The 13,271-nt window shown below is 33.5% G+C and carries 9 protein-coding genes; 6 read left to right on the top strand and 3 right to left on the bottom strand.

The window, feature by feature from the left end; all coding sequences use genetic code 11:
* Positions 1 to 221: 221 nt before the first annotated feature.
* From FWJ34_RS04035 to FWJ34_RS04015, 5 genes are all read left to right on the top strand, one after another.
* Positions 222 to 1,646: an O-antigen ligase domain-containing protein gene (locus FWJ34_RS04035; RefSeq protein ID WP_308254043.1), complete on the top strand. Its 1,425-nt coding sequence runs from the start codon at positions 222 to 224 to the stop codon at positions 1,644 to 1,646.
* A 121-nt stretch (positions 1,647 to 1,767) separates the two neighbouring features.
* Positions 1,768 to 2,598 (top strand): 2OG-Fe(II) oxygenase, encoded by an 831-nt coding sequence (locus FWJ34_RS04030; protein WP_308254042.1) that lies wholly within the window; start codon positions 1,768 to 1,770, stop codon positions 2,596 to 2,598.
* A 49-nt stretch (positions 2,599 to 2,647) separates the two neighbouring features.
* Positions 2,648 to 4,393: a cellulose-binding protein gene (locus FWJ34_RS04025; RefSeq protein WP_308254041.1), complete on the top strand. Its 1,746-nt coding sequence runs from the start codon at positions 2,648 to 2,650 to the stop codon at positions 4,391 to 4,393.
* 82 nt (positions 4,394 to 4,475) lie between these two features.
* Positions 4,476 to 6,113 (top strand): citramalate synthase, encoded by a 1,638-nt coding sequence (gene cimA / locus FWJ34_RS04020; RefSeq protein WP_308254040.1) that lies wholly within the window; start codon positions 4,476 to 4,478, stop codon positions 6,111 to 6,113.
* A 117-nt stretch (positions 6,114 to 6,230) separates the two neighbouring features.
* On the top strand, positions 6,231 to 7,874 hold the full coding sequence (locus tag FWJ34_RS04015) for a DUF6930 domain-containing protein (RefSeq protein WP_308254039.1): 1,644 nt from the start codon (positions 6,231 to 6,233) through the stop codon (positions 7,872 to 7,874).
* Positions 7,875 to 8,119: 245 nt separating this feature from the next.
* Here FWJ34_RS04015 and FWJ34_RS04010 read toward each other — a convergent pair whose 3' ends face one another.
* The 3 genes from FWJ34_RS04010 to coaD all read right to left on the bottom strand — a co-directional run bounded on the left by FWJ34_RS04010 (position 8,120) and on the right by coaD (position 11,059).
* Positions 8,120 to 8,662 (bottom strand): DUF2854 domain-containing protein, encoded by a 543-nt coding sequence (locus FWJ34_RS04010; protein ID WP_308254038.1) that lies wholly within the window; start codon positions 8,660 to 8,662, stop codon positions 8,120 to 8,122.
* Between the two features lie 353 nt (positions 8,663 to 9,015).
* The gene (gene argJ, locus FWJ34_RS04005) at positions 9,016 to 10,257 is read right to left on the bottom strand and encodes a bifunctional ornithine acetyltransferase/N-acetylglutamate synthase (RefSeq protein ID WP_308254037.1); all 1,242 of its coding nucleotides are present in this window, start codon (positions 10,255 to 10,257) and stop codon (positions 9,016 to 9,018) included.
* Between the two features lie 322 nt (positions 10,258 to 10,579).
* On the bottom strand, positions 10,580 to 11,059 hold the full coding sequence (coaD, locus tag FWJ34_RS04000; RefSeq protein ID WP_308254036.1) for a pantetheine-phosphate adenylyltransferase: 480 nt from the start codon (positions 11,057 to 11,059) through the stop codon (positions 10,580 to 10,582).
* A gap of 210 nt (positions 11,060 to 11,269) precedes the next feature.
* Here coaD and FWJ34_RS03995 point away from each other — a divergent pair, with 210 nt between their 5' ends.
* Positions 11,270 to 13,192: a long-chain fatty acid--CoA ligase gene (locus tag FWJ34_RS03995; protein WP_308254035.1), complete on the top strand. Its 1,923-nt coding sequence runs from the start codon at positions 11,270 to 11,272 to the stop codon at positions 13,190 to 13,192.
* Positions 13,193 to 13,271: the final 79 nt, after the last annotated feature.

Genomic DNA, 13,271 nt, shown 5'->3' with positions numbered 1-13,271 from the left:
CCTATTTGATATTTACGCCTGTAACCCAAATAACAAAAGGCTTTGACGAGATTAAAGTATTTCTTCTGAAATCATTATTATGTAACCATTCTAAAAAAGATACCAAATGGGTTCTATACAATTAATTAATTTTGCACGAGTAATTATTTGGCAATAAATAATGGCAAAATAACTAATATGGCTATTTTAATAGTTTTAAAACTTTATTTTTGAGTTAGCTTATGTCTCCTCAAGCCCAATTGGTAATGATTTTATGGTTACCGGTCATATTATATTTATTCTCTAAATTTCCCCCAAGAAAAGCTGTGATTGTTAGTTTTTTGGGTGGTTTGTTATTTTTACCTCAAAAAGCAGGTTTTAAATTACCTCTTATTCCTGACTATCAAGGAATGGCGGCAACTTGTTACGGTATTTTTATTGGTATCCTTATCTATGATTCCCAAATACTTGGTAAATTTCAACTTAAATGGATTGATGTTCCAGTGATTTTATTTGGTATTAGCCCCCTTTTTTCTAGCCTCAGTAATTTTTCTAGTATCGATACCATTTTAGCTTTATACGATGGTGTTAACCAATCCATAACTCAGATTGTTATTTGGGGAATGCCTTATTTTCTGGGAAGGTTATATCTTAATAACTTGAAGGGATTAACAGAATTAGCCATAAATATAGTCAAAGGAGGACTTTTATACGTTCCCTTATGCCTTTATGAAGTTCGCATGAGTCCTCAATTACATAACATGGTTTACGGTTATTTTCCTCATGAATTTGCTCAAACCATGAGATACGGCGGTTGGAGGCCACAAGTTTTTATGCAACATGGTTTAACGGTAAGTTTCTTTATGATGAGTGCCACTCTTATTGCCCTAAGCTTATGGCAGGGAAAAGTTGTCCAAAAAATCTGGCGTATCCCTATTAAATGGGTATCAATCATTCTCCTAATTACTTTTATTCTCCTTAAATCTACGGGAGCTTATGGGTTATTTTTACTAGGTTTAATTATTCTTTTTTCCGCTAAATGGCTACGTTTAAATTTACCATTAATATTAGTTATGGTTGCGATAATTGTTTATTTGACGATTACTAGTACGGGAAATTTTGATAGTAAAAGTATAGTTAATTTTTTAGGTAATTTTGCACCAGAAGAAAGGGTACAATCTTTAGAGTTTAGGTTTTACAATGAAAAAATACTAGGAGATCGAGCCAGAGAAAGAATATTGTTCGGTTGGGGAGGCTGGGGAAGAAACCGTGTTTACACAGAAAATTGGGCTGGAGATTTAGTAGATATTTCTATTACAGATAGTTTATGGATTATTGTTTTTGGTAATAACGGTTTATTTGGTTTAATTAGTTTAATAACTTTCTTACTTTTGCCAGTATTTTGTTTTACTCTATTTCGTTATCCGCCAAAGGCATGGTTTTATCCTCAAGTTGCTTCTGCGGCAGTTTTAGCGGTGTGTCTAACATTAGCTGTAGTTGATTATTTATTAAATTTTTCCTTTAACCCAATTTTTCCTTTAATTAGTGGTGGTTTATCTGGTTTATTTATTTCTAAAACTCAACCTGTAAGGAAAAAAGTTACTCGAAAAATGAAACCTCAAAAAATAATTAAACAAGTTTCGACTATTAGTCATTCTCAGAAATAAATACCGATTATAATTATACTTGTTATATATTATAATAATGGTAATGAATAAAAACCTAAGAAAAAATCCTTTCTGTTTATTTTTTGAAATTAATATCAATAAAAAATAGTAGTTTTTAAATATGAATACACTTAAATCAAAGTTAAAATTTTGTCTTGAGCCTGAATATTTAGATAGTTTAGTGACTAAATATAGTAAACAATATATTACGGCTAAACCATTTCCGCACATTGTCATCGATAATTTTTTACCTGAAGCAGTTTTAGAAGACGTTTTAGCAGAATTTCCTCAACCTGATCAAATAAAATGGCAACAATTTGATACCGTCGCAGAGAGTAAACTAGCATCAACCTCAGAATTACTAATGGGAGAAGCTACGAGATTTTTACTCTATCAACTTAATTCCAGTGTTTTTATCAATTTTTTAGAAAGATTAACAAGCATTGAAGGTATTATTCCTGATCCTCATTTTATCGGTGGAGGCCTTCATCAAATCAAAAAAGGTGGTTTTTTAAAAGTTCATGTGGATTTTAATAAACATAGCAAAATGAATTTAGATCGTCGCTTAAATTTATTAATCTATTTAAACAAAGATTGGGAAGAAGAATATGGTGGATATTTTGAATTATGGAATCCAGACGTAACCATATGTGAAAAAAAACTCTTGCCTATATTCAATAGATGTGTTATTTTTAGTACTTCAGAAATCTCCTATCATGGTCATCCAGAACCTCTTACTTGTCCTGATCAATGGACTAGAAAATCATTAGCATTATATTATTATTCTCAGGGAAGACCAGAAGAAGAAAAAGCAGATAATCATTCTACAATTTTTAAAGAGCGCCCAGGAGAAAAGTTAATTCCTAAAAAAGAGACGATCCAAACTAAAGAACTACTAAAAAAATTTATCCCTCCGATTTTACTAGATCTAAAAAAATCTTTGCTGAATTAATTTTCATTGCTTAAACTTACATTAGACCTCGAAAAAGAAATTATTGATAATGCTAATCAAAAACCTAAAAATCTTATCTTGCATATATCTAGGGAGTTTACTTTTTGGTTGTCAACAATCTCCTCCTATTGATATTACTCAATCATCTTCTACGGAGATTAATTATCAAACATCCACCACAGCAACACCAGCAAAAATGTCATTGGGCATTGGTTTAAATGGTATCGCTGATTGGTCAACTCAACATCCTTTTTTGAACTACTTTAAAACTGCTAGATCATGGATTACTCAATGTATTAACTCTGATCCTAATTGTGAAGGAAAATGGAGTACGGACGAAAATAACTTATTAGATTTAGATGAAAACGGATGGGTTAAATCTTTACCCAAACCTGAAGATAAACCACAATTTACTCGTGTAACAACAATGGTACTTAGGGATATAGCGAATCAATTTCCTGGTGGTAAATATCTTGTTTTATATGACGGAGAAGGTACGATCGAATATAGTTTGGGTGCTAAAAAAATTACATCAGAATCAAAACCAGGAAGAGATGTCCTTCAAGTAGATTCTACTAGCGATGGGGGAATCTTAATTACCATAACCGCCACAGATCCCAAAAAAACGGGAAACTATATCCGCAATATTAGAGTTATTGAAGCTAAAAACGAACCGCTATTTAATAAAGGAGAAATTTTTAACCCCTTATTTTTAGAGAAAGTCAAGCCTTTTAGTACTTTTCGTTTCATGGATTGGATGGCAACCAACAATTCTGAGCAAAAACAATGGAGTGACAGACCTACATCTAAGATTTCTTCCTATGCTTTAAAAGGAGTTTCTGTGGAAACAATGGTGGCTTTAGGTAATAAACTCAAAAAAGATCTTTGGTTTAATATGCCTCATCAAGCTACTGATGAATATATAACTAAATTTGCCCAATTGGTTAAATCTAATTTAAATCCTAATCTGAAAATTTATGTAGAATTTTCTAATGAAGTGTGGAATTGGCAATTTAAACAAGCTCATTATGCCTTAGAACAAGGTAAAGTAAAATGGAATCAAGAAGGCGATGCTTATATGCAGTGGTATGGAATGCGTGCTGCTCAAACCTGTGATATTTGGAAACAGGTGTTTGCAAATCAAAAAGATCGAGTAATTTGTGTTATCTCTACTCAAACAGCTTGGAAAGGATTAGAAAAAGCAGCTTTAGACTGCCCTTTATGGGTAAAAGAAGGGAATAAGCCTTGCTATCAACATGGTATTTCGGCTTATGGAATTACAGGATATTTTGGTGGTAGTTTTGGCCATGAAGAAAATGAGGCACAACTATCCTCCTGGTTACGAAAATATTGGTTAAATGATCCTGAATGGGTATTTGATAAAGGCTTTGAACAGTTAGAAAAAGGAGGATTATTTAAAGGTGAAGGGCAAGATAGTTTAAAAGATCTTCTTGATTTATTTATATATCATCAACAAGTTGCCCAAGAAAGAGGTTTACAGTTAGTTGCCTATGAAGGAGGACAACATATAGTCGGAGTCGGTAAAGTTAATAATAATCAAGAATTAAACGACTTTTTTATGGAGTTAAATCGCCATCCCAAAATGTATGATATATATACACAATTGTTGAATAACTGGGAAAAATCTGGTGGAGGATTGTTTATGCACTTTGTGGATATAGGTAAACCGAATAAATTTGGTAGTTGGGGTGCTTTAGAATATGTTGAACAAAAAGAATCTCCTAAGTATAATGCCCTGATTGATTTTATTAAAAACAAAGAATCAAGTAAATAAATTATCTAAATTAATGCGTTAATTAATGCGTTAAAATGGTCAAAGAGATTAGCTATACCGTGAGATTGAGATAAAATTAGCGATGAAAAATCAAAAAATTTGGTTATATGACACCACCTTAAGAGATGGAGCACAAAGGGAAGGGATTTCACTTTCTTTAGCTGATAAGTTGAAAATTGCCCATAAATTAGATGATATGGGTATCCCTTTTATTGAAGGCGGTTGGCCTGGTGCTAATCCAAAGGATGTACAATTTTTTTGGCAGTTAAAAGAACAACCTTTAAAACAAGCTAACATTGTGGCTTTTTGTTCAACTCGTCGCCCTAATCAATCGGCTGATGCTGATCCCATGTTAAAAGCGATTCTAGCCGCTAATACCCATTGGGTGACAATTTTTGGCAAATCTTGGGATTTACACGTTACAGAGGGCTTAAAAACTTCTCTCAATGAAAATTTAGCTATGATTGAAGATACTATTTCCTATTTACGATCGCAAGGAAGAAAAGTAATTTATGATGCAGAACATTGGTTTGATGGTTATAAAAATAATCCCGGCTATGCTTTAAAAACTCTTCAGGCGGCAATTAAAGGAGGGGCAAAGTGGCTTGTTTTTTGTGATACTAATGGCGGTACATTACCCCATGAAATTAGTCAAATTGTCTCAGAAGTAGTGACCAAACTTGATCTTAATTTAGATGATGCTTATAGTCCACAATTAGGTATTCACACTCATAATGATAGTGGTACTGCCGTAGCTAATGCCATCGCTTCAGTATTGAAAGGAGTCACTATGGTACAAGGTACAATTAACGGTTATGGAGAAAGATGCGGTAATGCTAATTTGTGTACTTTAATTCCCAATTTACAGCTAAAATTAGGCTATAAATGCCTAGAATCTCAAGAATTAACCAAATTAACCCCTAATAGTCGTTTAATCAGCGAAATTGTCAATCTTGCCCCCGATGATCATGCTCCTTTTGTGGGGCGATCGGCATTTGCCCATAAAGGTGGTATTCATGTATCAGCAGTAGCTCGTAATCCTTTAACTTATGAGCATATTGAGCCTGAATCTATTGGTAATGAGAGAAGGATAGTTATATCAGATCAAGCCGGATTAAGTAACATTATCAGTAAAGCAAAAACTTTGGGCATCGCATTAGATAAAGATGATCCCACTTGTCGAGAAATATTACAAAAACTGAAATCCTTAGAAAGTGAAGGTTATCAATTTGAAGCGGCAGAAGCTAGTTTTGCTTTACTCTTACAAGAAGCCTTAAATCAAAGAAAATCTTTATTCGAGATCAAAGGTTTTCAAGTACACTCCGATATTACCTTAGAGGGAAAAACTCCCCATACTCATGCTTTAGCAACAGTAAAAGTGATTGTTGATGACGAAGAATTGTTAGAAGTAGCCGAAGGAAATGGTCCTGTTTCAGCGTTAGATCAGGCTTTGCGTAAGGCTTTGGTAAAATTTTATCCCGAAATTGCTCAATTCCACTTAACAGATTATAAAGTGCGTATTCTTGATGGAGCTAAAGGAACTTCTGCTAAAACTAGAGTCTTAATCGAGTCTAGCAATGGTGAACAACGATGGACTACAGTTGGAGTGTCTACTAATATAATTGATGCCTCTTATCAAGCAGTGGTTGAAGGTATAGAATATGGTATCTTAATCCGTAAAGCAGAATTAAATTCTTCAGACTTGTTACAAAAAAGTTAGATAATAATGAGTAATGGGTAATGAGTAATCTATTCGATAATTATGAACTTTTAATTTCTAACACCTAAGATCTAAAACCTAATTCCTAATTTCTAAAACTTAATTCTTAATTTCTAAATGACTTCTTTACCAGAAACCACAAAACACAGACTAAAACGTATTCCTCAAATACCTCATGTGTGGGAAGGCGATCGCCGTTCTATTATAGGCATGATGGAAAATCTTGATCCCAATTTAGTCGATAATGGAGAATGTATTCTTTGGGTAGATGGTACAGAAGGTTTTGTGAGATCTATGGACGTGATACAATGTCAAACTGGTCCAGAAATAATGGTAAGGACGTTATTAAAAGCTATCGAAAACCCTCATAATCCTGCCCAACCTGCTCGTCCAAAAAAAATTGTGGTAAAAGATAGAGAGTTACAGTTTTTTTTGCGTGGAGCTTTACAGGGTTTAGATATTATTGTTGATTATCAACCAGAATTGCCTCTTTTAGATGAATTGTGGCAAAATTTTCAAAGCATAAATTCTGTCATAACAGGGAATATTGAGCCTGAATTATTAGACGCTTTAAACAAAATAGCTTTATCCGAAATTTGGGAGCAACAACCTTGGAATTCCCTATCAGAAGAAGAAATTATCAAAATCGACATTAATCACTGGAATATTGACAGTCTTTATGCTTGTGTCATGGGGATGTTAGGACAAGAATTTGGTGTAATTTTATACCGTTCTTTAGATTCTCTGAAAAAATTTCGTCAACAAGTCATCGAAATAGGTGATTCTGCCGACGAAGCGGAATTAGAAGCTATATTTTTGCAACAAGATTGTTGGTTTGTTAATTTTTCTGAAGAAGAGGAAGAAAATTTGTCTTTTAACTCTAAAGAATTGTCAGAAAATAAAGCTACTGCGGTTTTTGGAAGTATTCACCCTTACGAAGGTATTAGACCTCTGAAAGAAGAGGAAGAAGTTTACCCGATTTACTTAGCATTACAAGCATTTGGTAGATTTCATCGAGAATGTGAAGACGAATTATTAGAAGAAGAGATAGAGTTAATTAGTCGAGACTATACTTTAAATGTACCTTTTGATGATTTATGGTTAAAAATCAATGTATCCACTATTCCTGAATTGACAAAGGAATTGAGTGAACTTTTCGGCGATGATGACGATGATTTTGACTTTGACTTTGATGATGACGATTCACCAGAAATTAATGATACTTTAATTCCAGAAGGTACTTTAGTTTCTTTAAGTAAAATGGAGTATCAATTATTTAATTTTATCCAAGATAAATCTTATAGTAATATTCCTGTAAAAACCTTAGAAAAAATCAAAAATAAAGCCTCAAAATCATTTTTTCCTGTTATTATTTTACAAACAACTCGACCAAAAGCCCAATTAATTATAGAAGAATTAATAGAAGAAGAAGGAGTTGTTAATATCACTTTTAATCAAGGTTATGATCCTTATGACGAAATAAATTATTCTTTAGGTGTTTTACAAACTCAAGAAGAAAATTTATATATTTTTTCCCAAATTGCACAGGATGATGAAAACAATAATTTTAGCCGACAATTAAAAAAATGGCAAGAAGATGTTGCTAAATTTGATGGTTATTGTGGTATTATTATTGCTATGGGTGCAAAGGGTTCATCTCGTGGTAATCCGCAACCTAAAGATATTTTATATCTATTTTATGGGGAATTAGTTGATAGTAAAAAGTTAGGTTTAGATAAATTAGTTTTAGATATTGATTAAAACTTCAAATAATTAGAGATCAATAATGAGGAATGATTAATGAGCAAGGGGTTTAAACCCCTTCTTAGGAATTACGGGCAAGATAGATGCCTATTCCACCACTTATAGTCATTTTAAATAATAATGAGACAGTTTTGTATGACTATTAATTATCGCAAAGTATCTAATGGTGGGCAATGCCCCCCCTACAAAGTTTTTAAATTTGTCTCAATCTTAATTGAATTAACTATACCTATTAACTATTTTTACACGGAAATTAAAGCTAATTCAACTTCATTATTTTCGGTTTGAGAAACTTCTGCCGTAATACCAGGTCCAAAAAACTTAGTAATTTTTTCCTGTTTTTCTTGCCAAATTTCAAAACTAATAAGAGGGGAATCAAAATATAAAATTAGGGCATAATTATTATTAATATTTGCTTCTTTTATTTTAGTTAAGATAGGTCTTTCATCATCAGTGGGGCTTAAACCAAGACGCTGTAATGCTTCATCTAAATGAGCTTCTTGTCCGTACCGATAACGAGTTACATCATTGCGTAATTGATTTTGAGTATCAGTTGCTTTTTCTTTTCTTAAAACGATAACTTCCGGAGAAGTTTCTTCAGCAAAAGGAATTGGTTTTAACTCTGCGGCTTTTAGTGCCAAACCTCCTAATAATAAAGGTATTCCATAGAAAAAACCAGCTAAATTTAAAGTTGAGTTACCAATGCCATAGGCAATAAATCCTGTTACTGTCAAAATGAAACCAATGGTTAAACCTACTAATGCTAAAGGAATTTTACGCCACATAATTATTAATTAAATGATTTAGTTATAAAAATAATCCTATCAGTAATTGATTTTTTTTTACCATATTCTAGTTACTAGAAATATATTTTATCCCCTTTTTAAAAGGCACTTCTTTGTTTATAAATTCAAACCAAATACAACCTGAGTGAACTGTAAGAATCTTTGAATAATAGGAATTTGAGAGGAATTAAAAGAAAATTTTGGGAGTAAAACTAGGATTTATTTATTAATTTGCATAATCTGATTTTCATATAGTTAATATCAATTTTTCAAATCTTTATCTTTTACCCATTACCTATTACTTCCCCTTATTAAAATTTTATCTCGAACTCTTAAGATAGTTATTGTCTTTTCTAAGTTGTGTATTCAGCATTAATTTTAACGTAATCGTAACTTAAATCACAACCCCAAGCCTTACCAATACCTGAACCGTTACCCACAGATACAGAAATCACTACAGTATCGGTTTTTAAATATTCTCCGGCAGCGGCTTGTTTGAGATAGTTACTAGCTCCTTGGCGATCGAAATTTTGAGGTTGTCCTCTTTCCATCAACAAAAAGTCACCAAGTTTAATCATCAAATCATCTTGATTAAATGGTACACCAGCTCTACCAGCGGCGGCAGCAATTCTTCCCCAATTAGGATCTCTTCCAAAGATAGCGGATTTGACCAAAGATGATCCGACAATGGTTTTAGCAATTTGACGAGCTGATGTTTCATCTGTCGCTCCTTGAACTTCTACTTCAATCAAACAAGTTGCACCTTCACCATCTCGGGCGATCGCCTTAGCTAAATATTGACATACTTCCGTAAGCATCCCTTCTAATTTTTGACCATTTTCATCTAGGCTAGTAATGGCAGGAGTGCGAGATTGACCATTAGCAAGGGCAATTAAACTATCATTAGTGCTAGTATCACCGTCAACAGTAATTTGATTAAAACTTTTATCCGTTGCCCGTTTTAACATTTGTTGCCAAAGTTGGGTAGAAACCGCCGCATCACAGGTGATAAAGCCAAGCATAGTAGCCATATTAGGATGAATCATACCTGAACCTTTAGAAATACCACCAATGCGAACTGGGCGATCGTCAATAGTAGTTTCAAGGGCGATAGATTTAGTTACCAAATCAGTGGTAATAATTGCTTTTGCAGTAGCTTCTCCGCCATTTTCCGACAATTCGGCTACTAATTGAGGTATAGCATTAACCAATATATCCATTTTGATGCGTTGTCCGATTACCCCCGTAGAAGCGAGTAAAATAGAGTCGGCATCGATATTCAACTCCTTAGCTAAAGCACTGGCAGTGTCTAAAGCATCTTGCCAACCTTGTTCACCTGTAGCAGCGTTAGCTTGTCCTGAGTTACAAATAATTGCCCTAGCACTAGATTTTTTTTGTAACTTTTGGCGACAATAATCAACACAAGCGGCACGAACTTCAGAAGTAGTAAATACTCCGGCGGCAATGGCATCAGTTTCCGAGAAAATTAGGGATAAATCAGGACTTTTAGAGGCTTTTAACCCGGCAGTAATACCTGAAGATTTAAAGCCTTTAGGTGCGGTAACACCTCCTTCAATTACTTTCCAGTCAGACATAAATAACTAATAATAAATAATTAACAATGAATAATTAAAAGTGAATGGTGATCAGATGAATAGTTAATGATGAACAGTTATCAAAAGCATAAAGAAGAAAAGGAAAAAAATGACTTAAAAATAAGAATGAATATAGCAATCGTAAATCATTCGTGAAGAATTAAAGATTAAAAAATAAATCTGTAAATCTTACTATACCTTAAAACTGACCACTGAAAGCTGATAGCTAACACCTCTAAAAATCTACCATAGGATTGCTATAGCCATTATTTTAGCTAAAAATTAATCAGTTATTTTAAGGATGTCAATTTCTCTTTCCTTTTCATCCTCCATTCATTGCGGAAAATAAATCTTTAGCAATATCAGAGGTTACAAGATGATCGATCGCACCTCCCAATTTAGCAATTTCTTTGACAACACTACTACTAATAAAACTAAGTTCGGTATTTGTGGCTAAAAAAATAGTTTCAATGTTCGGCTCTAAAGTCTTGTTTATGTGAGCCATTTGTAGCTCTTGCTCAAAATCAGACATTACCCTTAAACCTCTTAATAATACTCCTGCCTGTTTCATTTTGGCATATTCGATGGTTAAACCCGTAAAACTATCGACTTCGACATTTTTAATATTTTGGGTACATTTTTTTATTTGTTGCACTCTTTTTTCCACGGTGAAAAAGGGTTGTTTATGGGGGTTTTTTAAGACAGCAACAATGACTTTCTCAAATAAAATACTACTGCGCTCAATTAAATCAAGATGTCCGAGGGTGATAGGATCAAAACTGCCGGGATAAATTGCAATCATTGGTTTAAAAAATTGTTTAGGGAAAAAAAGAAAAGAATATCAAAGCCTTATTTTTTAGGTTTTTTTCATCGAACTCAGGTTTATGACTAATTACTAATTTCTAATTGTTAATTGCTTTGTGCCAATTGTCTATCTTGCCTAGTTATCCTCAAGAAACAAGAAGCAACGGTTTATGATAAAAACGAAACCATAGAAAAAAAAGTTTAAATTATGAATCCAGTTAATAATTCTCAATATTTTCAGCTTAATTCCCTTGGTGAAATGTGGGATTTAGTCGTTTCTCAATTTGGTGACATTATCGCTTTATCTGATCCTCATAGTCAAGTTCCAGTAGAGTTAAATTATCGAGAAGTTGACAAAAAAATTAAACAATTCGCTGCTGCTTTACAATTCTTAGGTATTGAATCAGTGGAAAAAATCGCTTTATTTTCTGATAATAGCCCCCGTTGGTTAATAGCAGATCAAGGTATAATTCGTAATGGTTGTGTTGATGCTGTTCGATCATCCCAAGCCCATCGAGAAGAATTATTATACATTTTAAGTCATAGTGATAGTGTTGTTCTGGTTATTGAAAATTTAGCTACTCTTAAAAAATTACAGCCAGAATTGAGCAAATTTAACCTAAAATCAATCATTTTATTATCTGATGAAGCTATAGAAGTTGAATTGTCTCAACCTATCTACAATTTTGGGCAATTTATGGCATTAGGAGAAAATCATACCTTCACTCCCGTATCGAAAACTCCCGATGATTTGGCTACGTTAATTTACACATCAGGTACAACGGGACAACCGAAAGGAGTAATGTTAACCCATGGTAATTTATTGCATCAAGTGCGTTATTTAGAAACCGTGATAAAACCATTACCCGGCGATCGCATTTTAAGTATATTACCAAGTTGGCACTCTTACGAAAGGGCGGCGGAGTATTTCTTATTATCCAGAGGCACAACCTTAATTTACACTAATATTCGCTATTTTAAAGGAGATTTGAAAGAATATCGACCTCATTTTATGGTGGGAGTGCCTCGTTTATGGGAGTCAATTTATGAAGGAGTGCAAAAACAATTCCGAGATAGTAGTAAAAATCAACAAAAAATCGTCTTCTTCTTTCTTTGGGCATCAGAAAAATATCTGGAAGCAACACGGATTTCTAAAGGTTTAACCCTCGAAAATTTAAACCCTAGTGCCATAGAAAAAATTATCGCTCAAATTACTGCATTATTTTTATTCCCCTTGCATAAATTGGGAGATAAATTGGTGTATCAAAAAATACGAGACGGCGTTGGCGGTTGTGTTAAAACTTGGATTAGTGGTGGTGGATCATTAGCAAAACATATTGATAACTTTTTTCAAATTGTCGGTATTTCCCTCATCGTTGGTTATGGCTTAACAGAAACTTCCCCTGTCACCAATGCCCGAAGATTCGATCGTAATATTGTTGGTGCATCAGGGCAACCAATACCAGAAACTGAAATTAAAATTATTGATTTAGAAACCAAACAATCTCTTCCTCAAGGTGAAATTGGCTTAGTTTGTATTCGAGGCACTCAAGTAATGCAAGGTTATTATAAAAATCCAGAAGCAACTGCTAAGGCTATTGATAGTGAAGGGTGGTTTGATAGTGGTGATCTTGGTTGGGTAACACCAGACAATGACTTAGTAATTACAGGAAGAGCTAAAGATACCATCGTTTTAAGTAACGGTGAAAACATCGAACCGCAACCTCTTGAAGATGCTTGTGTACGCAGTCCTTATATTGATCAGATTATAGTGGTAGGACAAGATCAAAAATATTTAGGAGCGTTAATTGTACCAAATCTCGATGCTTTGCAAAAATGGGCATTATCTCAAAATCCTAGTTTAACATTTCCTGATCATACTGCTACCAGAGAAATCATTGAAAACAGTGATCTTTACTCTAAAGAAGTTATAAGCCTTTATAAACAAGAGTTAAATCGTGAGGTCAAAAATAGAGCAGGATACCGTCCCGATGACCGTATAGCCGTTTTTAACCTAATATTAGAGCCTTTTTCTCTGGATAATGGTATGATGACCCAAACTCTAAAAATTAAACGTCCTGTCATAATAAGCCATTATCAGGATATGATTAATTCGATGTTTAATAATTAGTAATTAAGAATTAGCAAGGAGTGTAAACCTCTTGTTAGGAATTAATAATAAGAATTAATAATTAACCATCAATAATCAA

This window comes from Geminocystis sp. GBBB08, from assembly GCF_016743215.1.
Taxonomy (GTDB): domain Bacteria; phylum Cyanobacteriota; class Cyanobacteriia; order Cyanobacteriales; family Cyanobacteriaceae; genus Geminocystis.
This window is presented reverse-complemented; position numbering and strand designations above follow the sequence as displayed.